Genomic DNA, 20,503 nt, shown 5'->3' with positions numbered 1-20,503 from the left:
CATGCTGGCCTACGTAATCCGACGCCTGTTGCTGATCATTCCGACGCTGCTGGCGATTCTGATCGTCAACTTCCTGATCGTGCAGGCCGCGCCGGGTGGGCCGGTCGAGCAGGCTATTGCCAGAATACAGGGGTTCAGTCCCAACGGCGTGGGCGGCGCAGGTGCCGAGGTGGCCGCATCCGGCACGACCAGTCGCAGTACGCGCGGCCTGGACCCGGCGCTGGTCGAAGCGATCAAAGAGCATTACGGGTTCGACAAGCCCATGCATGAGCGCCTGTGGTTGATGCTCAAGAACTACGCCCAGCTGGAATTCGGCAGCAGTTTCTTTCGCGGCGCGCCAGTGACGGAATTGATTGCAGAAAAACTGCCGGTGTCCCTGTCGCTGGGCTTGTGGGCAACCCTCATCACCTATCTTGTTTCCATTCCACTGGGGATCCGCAAGGCTGTGCGCCACGGCAGCGCTTTCGACGTCTGGACCAGCAGCCTGGTCATCGTCGCCTACGCCACGCCTGCATTTCTGTTCGCCATATTGCTGATCGTGGTGTTCGCCGGAGGCAGTTACCTGAGCTGGTTCCCGGCACAAGGTCTGTTTTCGAGCGATTTCGACAGCCTGAGCACCTGGGGCAAGGTTCAGGACTATCTCTGGCACCTGGTCCTGCCGGTCAGCTCGCTGGTGATTGGAGGCTTCGCGACCTTGACCATTCTGACCAAGAACAGCTTCCTCAACGAGATCAGCCGCCAGTACGTCGTTACCGCACGGGCCAAAGGCCTGACCGAGCAGCGCGTGCTGTACGGCCATGTATTTCGCAACGCGATGCTGCTGGTCATTGCAGGCATTCCGCAGGCTCTGATCGAGGTGTTTTTCGCAGGTTCGTTGCTGATCGAAACCATATTCGGCCTCGACGGGCTTGGACGCATGAGCTACGAAGCGGCCGTATCCCGGGACTATCCGGTGGTATTCGGCACGCTGTTCCTGTTCACCCTGTTCGGTCTTCTGATCAAGCTGGTGGGCGACCTTTGCTACACGCTGGTCGACCCGCGCATCGATTTTTCCGCGAGGAGCGCGTGATGTTCGAGTTCTCACCCCAGAGCCGACGGCGCATGGCGCTGTTCAAAGCCAACCGGCGCGGCTGGTGGTCATTGTGGATACTCGCCGGCCTGATGCTGGTGTGTCTGTGCGGCGAGCTGATCGCCAACGACCGGCCCTTGTTGCTGAATTTCGAGGGCAGGATGTTCTACCCGGCTCTGCACACCTACATGGAAACCGATTTCGGCGGCGAGCTGCCGTTCGAGCCGGATTACTCCAGCGATTACGTCCGCAAGCTGATCGCCGACAAAGGCGGCTGGATGCTGTTCGCGCCAATCCCCTTCAGTTACGACACCATCAACTATGATCTGGACCAACCGTCCCCCAGCCCGCCGAGCGCTGTCAACTGGCTCGGCACTGACGAACAGGCGCGCGATGTGCTGGCGCGGGTGTTGTTCGGGGCGCGCATATCCATTCTTTTCGCGGTGCTGCTGACCCTGATCAGCACGATTATCGGCGTTTGCGCCGGTGCCGTTCAGGGTTACTACGGTGGCATGACTGACCTGATCGGCCAGCGGATTCAGGAGATCTGGTCAGGGCTTCCGGTGTTGTACCTGCTGATCATTCTGTCGGGTTTCGTTTCGCCGAGTTTCTGGTGGTTGCTGGGCATCATGGCACTATTCTCCTGGCTGGCGCTGGTGGACGTGGTACGCGCGGAGTTCCTGCGCGGGCGCAATCTCGAATATGTAAAGGCCGCCCGAGCACTGGGCCTGACGGACGCAGCGCTGATGTGGCGACATATCCTGCCCAACGCCATGACCAGCACCCTGACCTATCTGCCGTTCATTCTGACCGGCGCCATCGCCACACTGACCGCACTGGATTTCCTGGGCTTCGGCATGCCGGCCGGCAGCGCGTCGCTGGGCGAAATGATCGGCGAAGCCAAGCGCAATCTCCAGGCCCCGTGGCTGGGGCTGACCGCCTTCGTGGTTCTGGCGTTGATTCTTTCCCTGCTCGTATTCATCGGCGAAGCCTGCCGTGACGCTTTCGACCCCAGGAGCTGACATGAACGACAACCTGATAGAAATTCGCGACCTGCGTGTCGCTTTCAACGGCGCGGAAGTGGTGCATGGTGTCAGCTTCGACATCCGCCGCGGCGAATGCCTGGCGCTGGTCGGAGAATCCGGATCGGGCAAATCGGTGACGGCGCATTCGATCCTGCGCCTGCTGCCCGCCAGAACGGTCACTACGCAAGGCTCGATTCGGTATGACGGTCTGGAACTGGTCAACGCCAGCGACGGGCAATTGCGAGCGTTGCGCGGCAACCGCGTGGCGATGATTTTCCAGGAGCCCATGAGCTCGCTGAATCCGCTGCATACCGTAGAAAAACAGATCGGCGAGATTCTGATGACCCACAAGGGGCTCAAGGGCAACGCCGCCCGGGAGCGCATTCTTGAATTGCTGGAACTGGTCGGTATCCGCCAGCCGCTCGCGCGGCTCAAGGCCTATCCCCATCAGCTTTCGGGCGGCCAGCGACAGCGCATCATGATTGCCATGGCGCTGGCGAACGAGCCCGACCTGCTGATCGCCGACGAGCCCACCACCGCACTGGATGTCACGGTGCAGGTGAAGATTCTGGAGCTGCTCAAATCCCTGCAACAACGTCTGGACATGTCACTGCTGCTGATCAGTCACGACCTCAACCTGGTGCGCCGGATCGCTCAGCGTGTATGCGTCATGCGCGGCGGCGAGATCGTCGAGCAGGCAGACTGTCAGGCACTGTTCGACAATGCGCAACATCCATACAGCCGCATGTTGATCAACGCAGAACCGGACGGCTTTCCTGTCCCACCGCCGGAAACGCATACCGTGCTGTCGGTTCACGACCTGAAAGTCTGGTTCCCGCTCAACAAAAGCTGGTTCAACCGCGAGCCGCAATACGTGAAGGCCGTAGACGGTGTGAGCTTCGAGCTGCACAAGGGCAAGACCCTTGGCATTGTCGGGGAATCAGGCTCCGGCAAGTCGACGCTGGGTCAGGCGATTCTGCGGCTGGTCGATTCCGAAGGCAGCATCCGCTTTGGCAACAAGGAGCTGAGCCTGCACAGCCAGCATCTGATGCGTCCCTTGAGACGCCAATTGCAGGTCGTCTTTCAAGACCCCTTCGGCAGTCTCAGTCCACGCATGACTGTTGCACAAATCATCGCCGAAGGTCTGGTGACGCACAGCATCGGCACGCGAGAGGAACACGAACAGGCAGTCGTTCGCGTACTTCAGGAAGTGGGTCTCGACCCTGAAACACGCCACCGCTACCCCCATGAATTCTCGGGTGGGCAACGACAACGCATTTCCATCGCCCGAGCACTGGTGCTGGAGCCCGACCTGATCCTGCTGGACGAGCCTACGTCGGCTTTGGATCGTACGGTGCAGAAGCAGATCGTTGCGCTGCTGAGGGATCTTCAGGCCCGTCGCGGCCTCACTTACCTGTTCATCAGCCATGACCTCGCCGTCGTCCATGCCCTCGCCCATGACCTGATCGTCATCAAGGATGGCAAGGTCGTGGAGCAAGGCGCATCGCAAGAGATCTTCGCTGCCCCGCAACAGGCCTATACCCAAGAGTTGCTGCGTTCTTCGGGGTTGGAGTTCGGGTGAGTTCCAGACACCAACCGCTGGGACCACGCGGTGCTGGCTACATGCCGCCAGACTGTTTAGGCTTGCCGCTTCAAGCGCAAGGAAAGCCTGGTTCAAGGGAAGGACGCCATGCACGAACCCGATTACAGTCGAGGCGATCTGCACGCCGACGAAGACGACGCCCCCTGTTCACGGCACAGCGTCTCCCGGCATGAGTTCGACTTCGCAACGCGTTGATAGGCGTTGCTGTGACCTGTGCGCTGGGTTACGCAATTGTGCACTACCACCAGCCTTCGGCTCCTCTTCCAGCACAACCGCCTGCCACCCGCGTTCCTGAAGTACCTGCACAGGCGCCACCCCGTTTTGAAACTGACATCAGAAGCGAGCAACGTCCTCAGCCACTGGCCAACTGCATCGGGCCGGACAATCTCATCAACGAAGCCGTCGCGACCTGCCGGTTCGGGAAGTTTCCAGACCCGGTACACGACCCGACTGCGCAAGGCATGGTGTCAGCGCACTACATGCAGCAATACAAAGCTGAACGCGTGTCAGCCCAACCGCGCCATAAAACGCAGCGGAGTGTCGACTTCGCTACAGTCTGGCAGTGGGATCGCAAACGCAGTTACCGCGCCGAATGGCTCGTCACCGACAATCAGATCGAGGGCAGTAGTGTGTGCCGGAACTGGCGACCGGGCTCCATCGAATACCGGGAATGCCGCAAAGGCGCAAAGATCCATTTCCGCGAACAATGCAGAAAAGACGGTGCGGCTGCGTCGGCGCGTCAGCGTTATTGCAGCGCAGAGAGCTCGTTCAATCCGATGTAAGTCGCCCCGGATTTTCAAGCCGCCCCGTCAACGGCAGGGCTTTTGTCACCCCGCCGTGATGTTTCAGGCATTCAGCCCAAGCACATAGAACTTGCTGTCCACCGCCATCACCGGAAAACTTTCCGGCAGATCCTGCTTCGCGACTTCGGTAAACCCGTGCTTTTCATAAAACCGGTGCGCGGCGAGGAATTTGTCAGTGGTGCCGAGATAGATCTGTCGAACGCCCCGGCTGCGGGATTCTTCCAGCAAACATTGCAGCAGCTTGGCCGCGATGCCGAACTCCCTGCCCCGCCATGCGGCGGAAACGAACATCTTGCGCAGCGCCGCCTGGCCCGCGCCGATGTCCTTGAGGCCGATGGTGCCGACGACCTGATCGCCGCTCTTCGCCACCCAGAAATCACCTGTACCGCTCTGGTAGAACGAGGGAATGGCTTTCAGATCCGGCTGATCTTCCGCCGTGATCGGGATGCCGAATTCTTCCCGCTGGATGGGAACGATAACGTCGACCACGCCCTGTTGGTCGGCAGGTTCGAAACGCTTGATCTGTAGGTCGGTCATTGACTGAAGGCTCCGGTCGTCCTGTGCGGGGACGACAATATGCCAGATAAGCGAGGGTCCGGGCGTGGGAATGTCCAAACCTGAGACTCAAACACTCAGTCCTCGATCGCCCATAGACGTCAATGCTCCTGCCACTTACAACTTCGGGCAGCGCAGTTAACCTGTCCGAACACCATAATGCAAGAACAAATATTTAGTTATATCATTGTTTGAATAGCCGCTACCTCCCGCCCTTAATCCATTAAAAATTTTGGAAAATAGCCTTGGGGTATTGACTGAAAACTCCGACTCAGGTTAATTACATGAAACCGCTCACTCATACGTGACATTATTCTGTCTATCATTCGACCTTGGAATCTTGCTATCTGACCTGCGCGATTGACTCGCCAAGCCACGCAACCCACCTTCTGAAATCCGCCCCGGTGATCTATTTCACCGAGGGAAACCTTCACAATTTTTTATTTCTGACTACTTCAGCACTAACGTGCAGAATTAATCATTTAACTCGGATTACCAACCATGAACTTACATAAAGCTCTACTGCCTTCCATTGCCGTGGCCGTTATAACGGCGGCCAGTTCAGCACAGGCTGGCCCACCTGTCACAGTCACCTTCAAAAACCTGGGAGCCGAGGCAGCTCAATACTCTGCTGTCACGAGCAACGAAGTCTCGACCCAAAGGAATGCCAAATCCCCTATCAGTTCAACGATAAAACCGGGGGAAATAAGTGTTTATACCGTACAAAGCAATATTTCACCTGATATGAGCTACGCCAGCGTTCGCTATGTGATGGGCGCAAAGGTCTGTGTATTCTCTACCACCTTTAGCAAACTCCCGGCTGCCGGTGGCGTTCGAGTGCCAAAGTGGACTCGGACGGCAACTCCCAGCGGCGGCGCAGTCTGCACAGCTACTGCCAGGGTCACCGACCTTTCCAGCCATGCCTGGGCTGCAGAGTTTACGATGAAGTAAGGTCAGCGCATGCGCGTCGTAGTTCGACGCGCAGGCCTTTCTGAATTCAAGATCGTTAGTTCCTTGCCGATATATAGGTGGTAAACCTGACGCCATGGATGGCTACTGCGGCGAGGACGCATGCATGATAGACACTACTTTTGTTCCGGGCCTTATCAAGTGCAAGGCACCTCATTCGACAACAAAGCTTTCTTTATCATCTACCGAAAGCACAGTTATCAAAGGCCCGCCTACTACAGCCATAGAATCAGCTCACACTACGCTTTCGACCCTGGCCAGACAACTGAATGATAGCGCGGCACGCACCGAGTTCCGCGACACGAGTCATACATTCAAAAGCCTTGGGGATCTGGCTAAAAACATCATAGATAAAATTGCAGGACAAAGTTACTACGCCAACCGGAAGTTGCACGATTCAGAAATACCAGACACAGATGACGCCGCCCTCCTTGCAAGGGCTGGACAAGCTACGCAGTTTGCCAATGGCACAGGTAAAAATCCATTCGCAGGTCTTTCTCAGGATCATCTGAGATTGATCATGTATGACGAAAGCGGCTGCTACACCATCAATGAAAGATCTGCGGCTTTTTCTGAAAACTATGCAAAAGAGGAAGCCTGGAACAGAGCAATAGCCAAGCGCTACGTGGATGAATACAACGAAACCGGCAAAAGTACCGAGACGCTGGTCATGATCCTCGCCCACTACAACGAATTGCCGCCCATAGAGAAAGCTCAGTACCCAGCCAACTACGCTGCCAATCTGACGGCGGACGACAGCTCGGCCATGGCTATTTTCAGCAGGCTGGAAACCCGAGTTTCTGGTTCCAGAACATAAGCACAGCCTCTGCGCACGCAGGGGCCCGGCTGCTCATATGGATGCAATCCGTAGAAGAAGCACTATCCCGGACAAACGAACGCCCCGACAAGTCGGGGCGTTCGTTAGATCAATGGAGCGTCGCGCAGCTGATTACAGCTTCGGACCGGCATCCTTGATGGCGTCGCTCACTTCGAACTTCTTGAAGTTCTCGATGAACAGGTTCGCCAGGCCCTTGGCCGCTTCGTCGTACGCCGCTTTGTCAGCCCAGGTATTGCGCGGGTTGAGCAGTACGGTGTCGACGCCTGGGACCGACTTCGGCACGTCCAGGTTGATGATGTCCAGGTGCTCGGTCTCGGCACCGATCAACGCACCGCTCTGGATCGCGGCGATCACGCCACGCGTGGTCGGAATGTTGAAACGGTTGCCGACGCCGTAGCCGCCGCCGGTCCAGCCGGTGTTGACCAGGTAGACCTTGGAGCCGAAGGCGCGGATACGCTTGATCAGCAGTTCGGCGTAAACACCGGCCGGACGCGGGAAGAACGGCGCGCCGAAGCAGGTGGAGAAGGTGGACTTGATGCCCGGACCCGAACCCATCTCGGTCGAACCGACCAGCGCGGTGTAGCCGGACAGGAAGTGGTAAGCCGCCTGCTCTTCGCTGAGGATCGACACGGGCGGCAGAACGCCGGTCAGGTCGCAGGTCAGGAAGATCACGGCGTTCGGCTCGCCGCCGAGGTTCTTCGGCGCGCGCTTCTCGATCAGTTCACGCGGGTAGGCCGCACGGCTGTTCTGAGTCAGGCTGTCGTCGGCGTAGTCGGCTTTCTTGGTAACCGGGTCCAGGACCACGTTTTCCAGTACCGCGCCGTGCTGGATGGCTTTCCAGATGACAGGCTCGTTCTTCTCGGACAGGTCGATGCACTTGGCATAGCAACCGCCTTCGATGTTGAACACGACGCCTTCGCCCCAGCCGTGCTCGTCGTCACCGATCAGGTAACGGCTTTCGTCAGCCGACAGCGTGGTCTTGCCGGTGCCCGACAGACCGAAGAACAGGGTGACGTCGCCGTCTTCGCCCATGTTCGCGGCGCAGTGCATAGGCAGTACGTCGGCTTCCGGCAGCAGGAAGTTCTGCACGGAGAACATGGCTTTCTTCATTTCGCCGGCATAGCGCATGCCCGCGATCAGTACCTTGCGGGCCTGGAAGTTGATGATGACGGTGCCATCGGAGTTGGTGCCATCACGCTCCGGGTCGCAGACGAACCATGGAGCATTCTGGATTTCCCACTCGTCCTTGCCGGCCGGGTTGTATTGCTCGGGGTTGATGAACAGGCAACGGCCGAACATGTTGTGCCATGCCGTTTCGGTGGTCATCTTGACAGGCAGGTAGTGAGCAGGATCGGAACCTACATGAACGTGGGAGACGAAACGCTCGCGCTCAGCCAGGTAGGCACCGACACGATTCCACAAAGCGTCGAATTTCTCGGAGGGGAACTTGCGGTTGATCGGACCCCAGGAGATAGCATCCTGAGTGCCCGGCTCATCGACGATGAAACGGTCCGCCGGCGAGCGGCCGGTGCGATGGCCTGTCTGCACAACCAGTGCGCCAGTGTCGGAAAGTTCGCCTTCGCCACGAGCCAAGGCTTCCTTCACCAGTTCGTCGATGCTCAGATCGGTGTACACAGCGTTGTTGGTTTGCGTCATGAGGGTCCCCGTCGGCCAGTTGCCGAGTGCTCCAAACGATTTTGTAGTAAAAAAACAACCACTACTACAGCCTAAAAGTGGGCCGGATTATGCCAGAAAAGCCCGAAAAGGGTAGGCCTCCTGTCAGAACCGTATTACAGCGGCCCACGCATGTTATGTGTCCGTTTCAGACGCACTCAGTGGCGTGTATCTGATGGCGAATCCACACCACCGCCCGCGAAAAGTTGGGCGACGTCAGTGGCATCGAACAGATAGCGCTCGTTGCAGAACTGGCAGTCGATCTCGATGGTGCCGCCATGCTCGTCGACCAGCTGTCGTGCGTCTTCAAGACCAAGACTGACCAGCGCGTTGGCGGAACGTTCGCGAGAGCAGCTGCAACGGAAGCAGATAGGCTGGGTGTCGAACAGTCGCAGCGGGTCTTCGTGGTACAGGCGATGGAGGATCGTTTCGTTGTCCAGACCCAGCATTTCCTCGGCGGAAAGCGTGTTGGCGAGGGTCACGACGTGTTCCCAGCTGGCATCGCGCTCTTCGGGATCGGTGATCTGCGCCACAGGCAGTTGCTGGAGCAGCAGACCGCGAGCGCGATGACCGTCGGCCTTGAGCCAGAAACGGGTGCCCAGCTGCTCGGACATGACGAAGTAGCTGGAGAGGCTTTCCGACAAGTCCACGCCGTCGAGGGCCACAATGCCCTGGTAGCGCTTGCCCTGCCGGGGATCGACGGTCAGCGCCAGCGAACCATCGGGCATCAGGTCCTGAAGCCCGGCGCCCGGAGTGATAAGGCTTTCGTCATAACGGGCGATGCCGCGCAGCTCACGCTCGCTCGAACACTCGACCATCAATAAAGGTACGGCGCCATTGGAGCGCGCCTGCAGAATCAGCAACCCGTCGAACTTCAGGGTGCCGACCAGCAGCGCGGCGGCCGCCATCAGTTCACCGAGCAGTTGCGCGACCGGCTCCGGATAGGGGTGTTTGGCAAGGACTTCGGCGTAGCTGCGCTCCAGGCCAACCAGTTCTCCGCGAACGTCGCTTTCGTCGAAGATGAATCGCTGGGTGAAATCGGTATCGGACATAAGGGAAGGTATCTGAATAATGACAAAATGATGACAAGCAGCTATAAAGCGCCGTTTCGCGCCCCAGGCGTGCAACATGCCATGTAGATAAGGGGCATTTTATGGGCTATCCCACACTCTTCCAAGCAAAGTGGAACGTCGGCCGACTCGTGCTGTGCAATCTGGTCGCGCTGGCCCTGCTTGGAATCTGGATGTGGTCGACCGGCCATGCCCTGTTCAATCAGTTCGATGACGGCCTGTTTCACCTTCTCAATCAGCCGCTGGAACAGAACGCAGTCTGGCTTCACATCTGGACAGTTGCCAGTATGCGGCCTTTCGATATCGTCGTGGGTCTGATCCTGCTGTCTCTGTTGATAAAAGGAGACTGGGTATTCGAAGCGGTACAGGTTCGTGCCGCGCTGTTCGGCTTCGTTTCGATTCTGCTCCTGCTGCTGATCATCCGCACCTTGTTTTCCAAGTGGCTGGACCATTCGAGCCTGCAGCATGACAGCCCGTCCATGGTGTTTGGTGATGCCGTGCGCCTGAGCGACATCTTCCCCACTCTGGAGAAGAACTGGGAACTCAAGGACCGCTCCAGCCAGAGCTTTCCGGGCGACCACGCTTCGGTGCTGTTGATCTGGGCAATGTTCATGACCGTTTTCAGCCGCACGCTGATGCAGCGCGTGATCATCTGGGGGCTGGCGGTGCTGTTCATGCTGCCGCGCCTGGTTGCCGGCGCACATTGGGGCCAGGACGATTACATTGGCGGCGTACTGATCGCCCTGCTCGCTCTGGGCTGGGGCTACTACACGCCGTTCGCGGCTCGCGCCTGCAATCTTTGGCTCAAGGCTACCGCCCCCCTGTTCCGACTGGCAGGGCATATGCCGGTGATCAAGCGCATGAGTCTGGTGCGCGGCGCCTGATCGACAGGGTTCGTTGTATCTGGTGTGGGCTGAGGCCGGTCAGTCCCGCACCGCGCCGCGAAAGTCCAGCAGTTGCCGACGCTGCTTCTTGGTCGGTTTGCCGTCCGTGGCGACCCCCAGGTTGCCGGCCTTGCGTTGGGCGGCGGCCTGCTCGCGGCTGGCGACACTCTCCGGGGTTTCGCGGTACAGTGTCTGCGCTTCCGGCGCACCGCGACGCACGATGGACAAGGCTTCGACTATCACCGTCCGCTCATCGAAGCCGGTACGTATCTGAAACTCGTCGCCGACACGCGGCTCCTTGCCGGGTTTGCAGCGTTCACCTCGACAATGCACTTTGCCGCTTTCAATGGCTGCCTTGGCCAGCGCGCGTGTCTTGAAGAAGCGCGCGGCCCACAACCATTTGTCCAACCTGACCTTATCGTCCTCTTCCGGCTTGTGCGCCATGTGAATTCTCCAACCGCGTGTCAGTCTGAAGCTTTATCAATGCGTACCGGAGCCGACAACATGCAAACGCCGGTTTGTGTACAGTTCGCCCCACGAACATGAAGTAACCGTGCCTTGTTTGTCAAAACCCGTTATCCGGACACCTTCGAGCCGGACCGCTCCTGGAGTGCGCCATGACCGACTTTCCAGCTTCGCTGACCGGAACCCGAAAGGGATGTGAGGGCTGTACCGGCAGCCCGGAACTGTCGTTTTCGTTCGAATACGCTTATCAGCCTATCGTGGACCTGCGCGATCAGTCCATTTTCGCCCACGAAGCCCTGGTGCGTGGCCCGAACGGCGAGGGCGCGTTCAGCGTGCTGGATCAGGTCACGGACCAGAACCGTTACCGCTTCGACCAGAAATGTCGCGTCAAGGCGATTGCCGGCGCCGCGCAACTGGGCATGGCCGAACGCTTGTCGATCAATTTCCTGCCCAATGCGGTGTACCGCCCCGAGCTGTGCATTCGCAGCACTCTGGAAGCCGCCCGGCAGAACGACTTTCCGCTGGACCGGCTGATTTTCGAGACGCTCGAAACCGAGCACATGGAACATCACGGGCATTTGCAGCATATCCTGCGCGAATACCGCGAATTCGGCTTCATGACGGCCATTGACGATTTCGGCGCCGGCTACTCCGGGCTCACCCTGCTGGCGAACTTTCAACCGGACCTGATAAAACTCGACATGGATTTGATTCGAGATATCCACCAGGATCGCGCGCGTCAGGCTATCGTTCGGGGGGTTGTGAACATGTGCAACGACCTGGACATTACCGTCGTCGCCGAAGGTATCGAGCGGGCGGAAGAGCGGGACTTCCTCGCCGATTGCGGCATTTTCCTGATGCAGGGTTACTGGTTCGCCAAACCTGCGTTCAAAGCCCTGGCCCAGGTTCAGCCTGACGCCTGGCAGCAGTCTTGACAGGTACGGAATCGCTTTGAAGACATTCGATCATCTGACAGTTATCGGCCTGCGCGAATGGATAGCTCTGCCTGACCTCGGAGTCGCGGGGCTGCGGGCGAAAATCGACACCGGCGCGAGCACTTCCAGTCTGCACGCGACGGAAATCGAGCCGTTCGAACGCGACGGCCAGAAGTGGGTACGCTTCAACGCCCATCTGGGCACTGTGGTACAGCTGCGCCATCGCCGATGCGAAGCGCCGCTGGTGGCAATCAAGACGATCAAAAGCTCCAACGGCCAGGCTCAGGTTCGCTATGTCATTCGCACCACCCTGGCGCTGGGCGACCGGGTATGGCCGGTGGAATTCACGCTGGCCTGCCGCAAGTCGATGCGCTATCGACTGTTACTGGGTTCCAACGCCCTGATCGACGGCCAATTGGTGGTCAATCCGGGCATTACGTACGTACAAGACAAGCCGGTGTTCCCGGCATCCACTTCCTCAGGTGCTGCATGAAGATCGCTGTGCTTTCGCGTAACCCGCGTCTGTATTCCACCCGCCGTCTGGTCGAAGCCGGTATCGAGCGGGGCCACGAGATGGTGGTGATCGACACCCTGCGCGCCTATATGAACATCGCCAGCCACAAGCCGCAGATCCACTATCGCGGCAAACCGCTGGAAGGCTTCGATGCGGTCATTCCGCGCATCGGTGCTTCGGTGACATTCTATGGCTGCGCGGTATTGCGTCAGTTCGAAATGATGGGCGTGTTCCCGCTCAACGAGTCGGTCGCCATCGCCCGCTCGCGGGACAAGCTGCGCTCGCTGCAACTGCTGTCGCGCCGGGGCATAGGTCTGCCGGTGACCGGTTTTGCCCACTCTCCGGACGACATTCCCGACCTGATCCAGATGGTCAACGGTGCCCCGCTGGTCATCAAGGTTCTCGAAGGCACCCAGGGGATCGGTGTGGTGCTCTGCGAAACCGCGACGGCGGCGGAGTCGGTAATCGAGGCGTTCATGGGCCTCAAACAGGACATCATGGTTCAGGAGTACATCAAGGAAGCGGGCGGCGCGGACATTCGCTGCTTCGTGGTCGGCGACAAGGTCATTGCGTCGATGAAACGCCAGGCCAAACCCGGTGAATTCCGCTCCAACCTGCACCGTGGCGGCAGCGCCAGCCTGATCAAGATCACCCCGGAAGAGCGCATGACCGCGTTGCGCGCCGCAAAGGTCATGGGCCTGAGTGTGGCGGGCGTCGACATCCTGCGCTCCAACCACGGCCCGCTGGTGATGGAAGTCAATTCCTCACCGGGCCTGGAAGGCATCGAAGTGACCACCAGCAAGGACGTTGCCGGGATGATCATCGAGTACCTGGAAAAGAACAGCGGCCCGCACATGACCCGGACCAAGGGGAAGGGTTGATTAACCTGTGGGAGCCAGCTTGCTGGCGATTACGCTATCGCCCGTAGGAGCCAGCTTGCTGGCGATTACGATATCGCCCGTAGGAGCCAGCTTGCTGGCGATTACGATATCGCCAGCAAGCTGGCTCCTACACAGCATCCCTCGGCAGCATAAGCCCCAGCGGCAGGCGTACTCTGGCTTCCAGGCCACCGCCGGAGCGGTTGCGCAATTCCACGTTGCCCCCGTGCATCGACGCGATGCGTTTGACGATCGCCAGCCCAAGCCCTGTTCCCTTGCCGCTGCGGGCACGATCACCTCGGATGAACGGGTTGAAAATGGTATCCAACTCCGCCGGATCGATGCCTGTGCCGCGGTCGAGCACGCTGAGCACCACGTAGGGCGCATTCTTGTCGCCCGATACATAAGCCGCGACTTCGATGCCGTTGCCGGCATGATGCATGGCGTTGCCGATCAGATTGGTCAGCAAGCGCTTCATGGAAATACGGCGAAGCGGAAACGGCGGGATCGGCTCCAGGCACAGGCGTATGTGGTCGTCGGGACTGTTGAATGGCGCGACTACTTCCCGCACCAGTTCGCTTAGGTCGACCTCTTCGATCTGTTCATCGCGACCATCGCGGATGAACGCCAGGAACTGATCGAGAATGGCGTCCATGTCCTCGATGTCGCGAACCATGTCTTCGCTGAATTCGTTGTGATTCATCAGCTCCAGCGACAGCCGCAGCCGGGTCAACGGCGTACGCAGGTCGTGCGATACGCCGGCCAGCATCAGCTCTCGCTCCTGCCCGGCCTGCTCGACATCTTCCGCCATCTGGTTGAAGGCCCGGTATACCTCGGTCATTTCGCTGGGCGTGTCACTGACCGGCAGACGTACGCTACGCCCTTGGCCCAGTTGTCGCGCCGCGAAAACCAGGCGCTTGAGCGGCTGATTGAGCTGGCGCACGAAAATCCAGGCCGATGCCGTGGACAACAGGCCGATGGCCAGGAACCAGCCCAGCACGTTCCAGATTTTCTGGCCGCGCAGCGGATGCGGATACAGCGGTACTTTCAGCCAGCCGTCACCCAGGCTCGGCGCCCTCACCCATAACGCAGGCGGCGCGTGTACCCGCAGGCGCACTTCGGTGTCGGCGCCCAGCTCGGCCTGCATCTGCCGCTGATAGATCTCGCTGTACGGCCAGTGCTGCTCGCCCTCCGGCACCCCGCCGCCGACCACCCGGATCAGCCCCGCTGCTTCGGCGATCGTTTCCCGGTCGTTCTCGTTGGCCGCCCAATAGGCGCGCAGCGTGAGGGCGACGCCGTGACTGTACTGCCGGTCGACGAGCACGTCTTCGTTCATCAGCAGGTAGACCAGCGTCAGTGCCTTGGAAAACAGCACGACGATCAGCACCAGCCAGAGCGTGCGGGAGAAAAAGCTTTGCGGGAACCAGAGCGGAGTCTTCATAACTGCAGCCATACACTTTGCAGGACGAGCCAGGCGCGCAGGATTTGCGGGGCATGGATCAACCGGGGGTTACATACGCGAAAACCAGTTACGCCGATAACCCTGAGGCTATCGACGTAACTGGCAAGGACTTCAGCGCTCGGTGGATCAAGCGGTCGGTCAGCGGTTTCCGGCACCATCGGGAACGAACACGTAGCCCACGCCCCAGACGGTCTGGATATAACGCGGCTTGGACGGGTCCGGCTCGATCAGGCGGCGCAGACGGGAAATCTGCACGTCGATGGAGCGTTCCAGCGCGTCCCACTCGCGACCGCGAGCCAGATTCATCAGCTTGTCGCGGGTCAGCGGTTCGCGCGCGTGCATGACCAGCGCCTTGAGGACCGCGAATTCACCGGTGGTGAGCATGTGCACTTCATCGCCACGCTTGAGCTCACGGGTCGCCAGCGACAGCTCGTAGTCGCCGAAGGTCACCGACTCGTCTTCGCTGCCCGGCGCGCCCGGCACCGGCGCGGCCTGACGGCGCAACACAGCCTTGACCCGAGCCATCAGCTCGTCAGGATTGAAAGGCTTGGCCAGATAGTCGTCCGCGCCCAGCTCCAGACCTTTGATCCGGCTCAGCTCGTCGCCCTTGGCGGTCAGCATGATGATAGGCACCTGGTTGTTCGCGGCACGCAGGCGGCGGCAAGCGGACAAGCCGTCTTCGCCGGGCAGCATCAGGTCCAGAACCACGAGGTTGAACACCTCGCGTGCCAGCAAGCGGTCCATCTGCTCGACGTTGGCCACGGCGCGGGCCCGATAGCCCTTGCTGGTGAAAAAGCGCTCCAGAAGGCTGCTCAGTCCCGGATCGTCATCGACGATCAGAATTTTTTCGCCTTCGGCATTTTGTGCAGTGCTGCTCATCGCATGCTCCTTTTTTCTCGGGGCGCATTATGGCGTAGCTGCGGTGATGCGCACCGTGTGCATTGTTAGCAGATTTTACGCACACCCACACCCGCCCCGCGCGGACTGCGCAAAATAGTGCGCGCTCGTCGCCCGATCCCCCAAGGTGTCTTCGCCGGGTATAATGCGCCGCCCTCGGTGTCAGGCAACACCTGACCCGCGGCGGTTCGCCAGCCGCGAAGCAAGAGGCCGGCGAACGTCGCTCGGGCAAGGCAGACAGCACCAAACCCAGTTTTTTGCTCACATTTCCAGGTGGTCTTATGGACAGCATCAACAGCCGCATCGCCGAAGAGCTCGGTGTACGCCCCCAACAGGTCGAAGCGGCCGTCGCACTACTGGATGAAGGCTCGACCGTGCCCTTCATTGCCCGTTATCGCAAGGAAGTGACCGGCAGCCTCGATGACACGCAACTGCGCCATCTGGAAGAGCGCCTGCGCTATCTGCGCGAACTCGACGAGCGTCGCGTCAGCATCCTTGCCAGCATCGAAGAGCAAGGCAAGCTGACCCCGGAGCTGGCGCGCGATATCAAGCTGGCCGACACCAAGACCCGCCTGGAAGACCTGTACCTGCCGTTCAAGCAGAAGCGCCGCACCAAAGGCCAGATCGCGCTCGAAGCGGGCCTCGGCGAGCTGGCCGATGGCCTGTTCAACGACCCGACCCTGACGCCTGACGCCGAAGCCGCGCGCTTCGTGAACGCGGAGAAAGGCGTTGCCGACGTCAAGGCCGCGCTCGAAGGCGCCAAATACATTCTCATGGAGCGCTTTGCCGAAGACGCTTCGCTGCTCGACAAACTGCGCGGTTTCCTCAAGCAGGAAGCGGTCATCAGCGCCCGCGTGGTGCCTGGCAAGGAAGAGGAAGGCGCGAAGTTTCGCGACTACTTCGAACACGACGAGCCTCTCAAGAGCATGCCGTCGCACCGCGCGCTGGCGATTTTCCGTGGCCGTAACGAAGGCGTACTGAGTTCGGCGCTGAAAGTGGGCGAAGAGTTGCCCGGTACGCTGCACCCGTGCGAGATGATGATCGCCGAGCGCTTCGGCCTGCAGAACCAGAACCGCCCGGCGGACAAGTGGCTGGGCGAAGTAGTGCGCTGGACCTGGAAGGTCAAGCTCTACAGCCATCTGGAGACCGACCTGCTGGGCGAGCTGCGCGACGGCGCGGAAACCGAAGCCATCAATGTCTTTGCCCACAACCTGCATGACCTGCTGCTGGCCGCGCCGGCCGGCCCGCGTGCCACGCTGGGCCTGGATCCGGGCCTGCGCACCGGCTGCAAGGTTGCCGTGGTGGATGCCACCGGCAAACTGCTCGACCACGCCACCGTCTACCCTCACGTACCGAAAAACCAGTGGGACCAGACCATCGCCGTGCTGGCCGCGCTCTGCGCCAAGCACTCGGTCGACCTGATCGCCATCGGCAACGGCACCGCCAGCCGCGAGACCGACAAGCTGGCCGGCGAGCTGATCAAGAAATACCCAGGCCTGAAGATGACCAAGGTCATGGTGTCCGAGGCCGGCGCTTCGGTGTACTCGGCCTCGGAACTGGCCGCGCGGGAATTCCCGGACCTGGACGTTTCGATCCGCGGCGCGGTGTCCATCGCCCGTCGCTTGCAGGACCCGCTGGCCGAGCTGGTCAAGATCGATCCCAAGTCCATCGGCGTGGGCCAGTACCAGCACGACGTTTCCCAGCTGAAACTGGCGCGCGGCCTGGATGCGGTGGTGGAAGACTGCGTGAACGCCGTGGGCGTGGACGTGAACACCGCCTCGGTGGCGCTGCTGGCGCGGATTTCCGGCCTGAACACCACGCTGGCCCAGAACATCGTCGCCCATCGCGATGCCAACGGTGCGTTCAAGACCCGCGCCGCCCTGAAGAAAGTCAGCCGCCTCGGGGAAAAGACTTTCGAGCAGGCCGCGGGCTTCCTGCGGGTCATGAACGGCGACAACCCGCTGGACTCCTCGGCGGTGCACCCGGAAGCCTATCCACTGGTGCAACGCATCGCGGCGCAGACCGACCGGGATATTCGCTCTCTGATCGGCGATGCCGCTTTCCTCAAGCGTCTGGACCCGAAGAAATTCACCGACGAAACCTTCGGCTTGCCGACCGTCACCGACATCCTGCAAGAACTGGAGAAACCCGGCCGTGACCCGCGTCCCGAGTTCAAGACCGCCGAGTTCCAGGAGGGCGTCGAGGATTTGAAGGACCTGAAACTGGGCATGATCCTCGAAGGCGTGGTGACCAACGTCACCAACTTCGGCGCTTTTGTGGACATCGGCGTCCATCAGGACGGTCTGGTGCACATTTCGGCGCTGTCCGAAAAGTTCGTCAAAGACCCGCGCGAAGCGGTCAAGGCCGGCGACGTGGTCAAGGTCAAGGTCATGGAAGTGGACATTCCACGCAAGCGTGTCGGCCTGTCGATGCGCATGAGCGATACGCCGGGCGAGAAGATCGATGGCGCGCGCGGTCCCCGTCCGGGCTCGTTGCCCCGTCAACAATCCTCCGCTCCACGCCGTGAAACGGCCACTGCCGCGCCGGCCAACAATGCCATGGCATCGTTGTTCGCCAATGCCAAACAGCTGAAGAAACGTTGATGGATATCCCGGAAGAGTTCACCCAGAGCGCCTACTTCAAGATGCTCGGCTGCCAGTTGCGCAGCCTGGGCGAGGGCGTGGCCGAAGTCGCCCTGCCGCTTGAGGCGCATCTGCGCAATCGGGGCAACGTGATGCATGGCGGGGCGATCTTCAGCCTCGTCGACATCGCCATGGGCCTGGCCTGCTCCAGCTCCCACGGCTTCGATCAGCGCAGCGTCACCATCGAATGCAAGATCAACTATGTGCGCGGCGTGTCGGATGGCGAAGTGACCTGCACCGCCAAGGTCCTGCATGCGGGCCGCCGCACACTGGTGGTCGAAGCCGAGGTGGTGCAGGGCGACAAGCTGGTCGCCAAGGCTCAAGGCACCTTCGCTGTCGTCTGACGACAGCGCGTGTTGCAACTGAGCCTAGCTGCGCATGGGCTGTTTGGGGTAATTTCGGCACCATTGACGTGGTGCCGTGTCCATTCAGGCTGTACGACGAAAAGTCGGATTGCGAACCGGCGTTACTAACCAGACAGGCGACAACGCCGATTCCTTTCTTCACCCCTTGTTGACCGTCGTGTCCACCCCCATATCGGGGCGACTGATGCGTGAAGGATTCCACCTTGAGCGAACTTCTCAACCGCCGCCTGGCTTTGCTCGGCGAGCGCAACAACCTCTCCCTGCTGGAGCAGTGTCTGCATGGTATCGAACGTGAATGCCTGCGCGTCACCGATCAGGCGGAGCTGGCTCGCACACCGCATCCCCAGGCACTGGGCTCGGCGCTGACCAACGATCAGATCACGACCGACTATTCCGAATCGCTGCTGGAGTTCATCACTCCCGCGCTCAAGGACCCGGCCGAGACGCTGGCCAGCCTTGACCGGATTCATCGCTTCGCCTACAGCAAGCTGGGTGACGAGCTGCTCTGGAGCCCGTCGATGCCCTGCCCGCTGCCGGCCGAAGAAGACATTCCGATCGCGTATTACGGCACGTCCAACATCGGCAAGCTCAAATACGTCTATCGCAAGGGCCTGGCCTTGCGCTACGGCAAGACCATGCAGTGCATTGCCGGCATTCATTACAATTTCTCGCTGCCCGAGAGCGTCTGGACGCTGCTGCGCCAGACCGAGTCTTTCGCCGGCGACGATCGGGATTACCAGTCCCACGCCTACATCGCATTGATCCGCAACTTCCGGCGCTACAGCTGGCTGCTGATGTACCTGTTCGGCGCCTCGCCCGCGCTGGATGCGGGCTTCCTGCGTGGCCGGGCGCATCAGCTGGAGCAGTTCGACGCCAATACCCTGTATCTGCCATACGCCACCAGCCTGCGCATGAGCGATCTGGGGTATCAGAGCAATGCGCAGGCGGGTCTCACGCCCTGCTACAACGACCTGGAAAGCTACACCGACAGCCTGCGCCGTGCCGTCGCGACGCCGTATCCGGATTACGTGAAGGTCGGCACGCACGATGAACAGGGCGAGTGGGTGCAGCTCAACACCAACGTGCTGCAGATCGAAAACGAGTACTACTCCAACATTCGTCCCAAGCGCGTGACCTACTCGGGCGAGCGTCCGATCCAGGCCCTGATGGCGCGGGGCGTGCAGTACGTCGAAGTGCGCTGCCTGGATATCAACCCGTTTCTGCCGACCGGCATCAGTCTGGAAGAGTCGCGCTTCATCGACGCCTTCGTGCTGTTCTGTGCGCTGCAGGAGAGCCCTCAACTGGCGAGCCATGAATGCGGCAATGCCAATGCGAACTTCCTGACCGTGGTCAAGGAAGGCCGCCGTCCGGGCCTGACGCTGATGCGCAACAACGCGCCGGTCGAACTCAAGGCCTGGGCCGAGGAACTGCTCAAGGAAATCGCGCCTATCGCGCAGCTGCTGGATCAGGCGCAGGGCATCGACGAGCACCGCATGTCCATCGCCGCGCAGCAGGCCAAGGTCGACGACTCGGCATTGACGCCATCTGCACGAGTGCTGGCCAGCATGAGGGCGAACAACGAGAGTTTCGCGGCGTTCTCGCTACGCCAGAGCAAGCTGCATGCTGATTATTTCCGCAGCACGCCGCTGAGCGACACCGAACAGGCGCGTTTCGAGGCCGTCGCGAAAAGCTCTCTAGAAGAACAGGCGCAGCTCGAAGCCACTGAGGAAGTGGTGGATTTCGATACGTTCGTGGGTGCCTATCAGGCGAGCATTCTGGCGATCAGTACCTGATTGATACCTGACAGGTCGCGTCGACCCCGTCGCGACCAAGGTCCCTCCCACAAAGGGTATGC

General features: G+C 60.2%; 19 protein-coding genes. 13 read left to right on the top strand and 6 right to left on the bottom strand.

The window, feature by feature from the left end; all coding sequences use genetic code 11:
* Nucleotide 1: 1 nt before the first annotated feature.
* The 4 genes from TRP66_RS12700 to TRP66_RS12685 all read left to right on the top strand — a co-directional run bounded on the left by TRP66_RS12700 (nucleotide 2) and on the right by TRP66_RS12685 (nucleotide 4,479).
* On the top strand, nucleotides 2-1,069 hold the full coding sequence (locus TRP66_RS12700; protein ID WP_333402726.1) for a microcin C ABC transporter permease YejB: 1,068 nt from the start codon (nucleotides 2-4) through the stop codon (nucleotides 1,067-1,069).
* The gene (locus TRP66_RS12695) at nucleotides 1,069-2,091 is read left to right on the top strand and encodes an ABC transporter permease (RefSeq protein WP_333402724.1); all 1,023 of its coding nucleotides are present in this window, start codon (nucleotides 1,069-1,071) and stop codon (nucleotides 2,089-2,091) included. Before TRP66_RS12700 ends, TRP66_RS12695 begins: the two co-directional genes overlap by 1 nt.
* A gap of 1 nt (nucleotide 2,092) precedes the next feature.
* Entirely contained in the window at nucleotides 2,093-3,676 is a 1,584-nt protein-coding gene (locus tag TRP66_RS12690) for an ABC transporter ATP-binding protein (RefSeq protein ID WP_333402722.1), read from the top strand.
* Nucleotides 3,677-3,903: 227 nt separating this feature from the next.
* Entirely contained in the window at nucleotides 3,904-4,479 is a 576-nt protein-coding gene (locus TRP66_RS12685; RefSeq protein ID WP_333402720.1) for a hypothetical protein, read from the top strand.
* A gap of 63 nt (nucleotides 4,480-4,542) precedes the next feature.
* On the opposite strand, the gene TRP66_RS12680 is transcribed toward TRP66_RS12685, so the two are convergent.
* Nucleotides 4,543-5,037, bottom strand: a complete 495-nt coding sequence (locus TRP66_RS12680) for a GNAT family N-acetyltransferase (RefSeq protein ID WP_333402962.1) — start codon at nucleotides 5,035-5,037, stop codon at nucleotides 4,543-4,545.
* 519 nt (nucleotides 5,038-5,556) lie between these two features.
* Here TRP66_RS12680 and TRP66_RS12675 point away from each other — a divergent pair.
* Together TRP66_RS12675 and TRP66_RS12670 are read left to right on the top strand one after the other, a co-directional pair.
* Nucleotides 5,557-6,006 carry a hypothetical protein gene (locus TRP66_RS12675; protein ID WP_333402718.1) on the top strand — a complete coding sequence of 150 codons (450 nt, stop codon included), beginning with the start codon at nucleotides 5,557-5,559 and terminating at the stop codon, nucleotides 6,004-6,006.
* 124 nt (nucleotides 6,007-6,130) lie between these two features.
* Nucleotides 6,131-6,841 (top strand): hypothetical protein, encoded by a 711-nt coding sequence (locus tag TRP66_RS12670; RefSeq protein ID WP_333402694.1) that lies wholly within the window; start codon nucleotides 6,131-6,133, stop codon nucleotides 6,839-6,841.
* Between the two features lie 132 nt (nucleotides 6,842-6,973).
* Here TRP66_RS12670 and TRP66_RS12665 read toward each other — a convergent pair whose 3' ends face one another.
* Nucleotides 6,974-8,518: a phosphoenolpyruvate carboxykinase gene (locus TRP66_RS12665; RefSeq protein WP_333402692.1), complete on the bottom strand. Its 1,545-nt coding sequence runs from the start codon at nucleotides 8,516-8,518 to the stop codon at nucleotides 6,974-6,976.
* 176 nt (nucleotides 8,519-8,694) lie between these two features.
* Nucleotides 8,695-9,588 carry an Hsp33 family molecular chaperone HslO gene (gene hslO / locus TRP66_RS12660; protein ID WP_333402690.1) on the bottom strand — a complete coding sequence of 298 codons (894 nt, stop codon included), beginning with the start codon at nucleotides 9,586-9,588 and terminating at the stop codon, nucleotides 8,695-8,697.
* 101 nt (nucleotides 9,589-9,689) lie between these two features.
* Between hslO and TRP66_RS12655 the strand changes: the two genes are divergently transcribed.
* Nucleotides 9,690-10,490, top strand: a complete 801-nt coding sequence (locus TRP66_RS12655) for a phosphatase PAP2 family protein (protein ID WP_333402688.1) — start codon at nucleotides 9,690-9,692, stop codon at nucleotides 10,488-10,490.
* 39 nt (nucleotides 10,491-10,529) lie between these two features.
* On the opposite strand, the gene TRP66_RS12650 is transcribed toward TRP66_RS12655, so the two are convergent.
* The gene (locus TRP66_RS12650; RefSeq protein ID WP_333402686.1) at nucleotides 10,530-10,934 is read right to left on the bottom strand and encodes an RNA-binding S4 domain-containing protein; all 405 of its coding nucleotides are present in this window, start codon (nucleotides 10,932-10,934) and stop codon (nucleotides 10,530-10,532) included.
* 173 nt (nucleotides 10,935-11,107) lie between these two features.
* Here TRP66_RS12650 and rimA point away from each other — a divergent pair, with 173 nt between their 5' ends.
* The 3 genes from rimA to rimK are packed head-to-tail and all read left to right on the top strand — an operon-like array spanning nucleotide 11,108 to nucleotide 13,285.
* Nucleotides 11,108-11,890, top strand: a complete 783-nt coding sequence (gene rimA, locus TRP66_RS12645) for a S6 modification regulatory phosphodiesterase RimA (protein WP_333402684.1) — start codon at nucleotides 11,108-11,110, stop codon at nucleotides 11,888-11,890.
* A 16-nt stretch (nucleotides 11,891-11,906) separates the two neighbouring features.
* Nucleotides 11,907-12,383, top strand: a complete 477-nt coding sequence (gene rimB / locus TRP66_RS12640) for a retropepsin-like aspartic endopeptidase RimB (RefSeq protein ID WP_442965196.1) — start codon at nucleotides 11,907-11,909, stop codon at nucleotides 12,381-12,383.
* Nucleotides 12,380-13,285, top strand: coding sequence for a 30S ribosomal protein S6--L-glutamate ligase (gene rimK / locus TRP66_RS12635; RefSeq protein ID WP_003318100.1), 906 nt, complete (start codon nucleotides 12,380-12,382; stop codon nucleotides 13,283-13,285). Before rimB ends, rimK begins: the two co-directional genes overlap by 4 nt.
* A gap of 127 nt (nucleotides 13,286-13,412) precedes the next feature.
* Here rimK and TRP66_RS12630 read toward each other — a convergent pair whose 3' ends face one another.
* Together TRP66_RS12630 and ompR are read right to left on the bottom strand one after the other, a co-directional pair.
* On the bottom strand, nucleotides 13,413-14,723 hold the full coding sequence (locus TRP66_RS12630; RefSeq protein WP_333402666.1) for an ATP-binding protein: 1,311 nt from the start codon (nucleotides 14,721-14,723) through the stop codon (nucleotides 13,413-13,415).
* A 159-nt stretch (nucleotides 14,724-14,882) separates the two neighbouring features.
* Complete coding sequence (gene ompR / locus TRP66_RS12625; RefSeq protein WP_333402664.1) at nucleotides 14,883-15,623, bottom strand: osmolarity response regulator transcription factor OmpR; 741 nt, start codon at nucleotides 15,621-15,623, stop codon at nucleotides 14,883-14,885.
* Between the two features lie 299 nt (nucleotides 15,624-15,922).
* Here ompR and TRP66_RS12620 point away from each other — a divergent pair, with 299 nt between their 5' ends.
* From TRP66_RS12620 to gshA, 3 genes are all read left to right on the top strand, one after another.
* The gene (locus TRP66_RS12620; protein ID WP_333402662.1) at nucleotides 15,923-18,244 is read left to right on the top strand and encodes a Tex family protein; all 2,322 of its coding nucleotides are present in this window, start codon (nucleotides 15,923-15,925) and stop codon (nucleotides 18,242-18,244) included.
* On the top strand, nucleotides 18,244-18,627 hold the full coding sequence (locus TRP66_RS12615) for a PaaI family thioesterase (protein WP_333402660.1): 384 nt from the start codon (nucleotides 18,244-18,246) through the stop codon (nucleotides 18,625-18,627). The genes TRP66_RS12620 and TRP66_RS12615 overlap by 1 nt, the downstream gene beginning before the upstream one ends.
* A gap of 224 nt (nucleotides 18,628-18,851) precedes the next feature.
* Nucleotides 18,852-20,441, top strand: coding sequence for a glutamate--cysteine ligase (gene gshA, locus TRP66_RS12610; RefSeq protein WP_333402658.1), 1,590 nt, complete (start codon nucleotides 18,852-18,854; stop codon nucleotides 20,439-20,441).
* Nucleotides 20,442-20,503 lie beyond the last annotated feature (62 nt).

The sequence above is a fragment of the Pseudomonas sp. JDS28PS106 genome (assembly GCF_036706555.1).
In the GTDB taxonomy this organism is placed as follows: Bacteria; Pseudomonadota; Gammaproteobacteria; order Pseudomonadales; family Pseudomonadaceae; genus Aquipseudomonas.
Note: the sequence above shows the minus strand (reverse complement) of the source record. Positions and strands in the feature narration are given on the sequence as shown.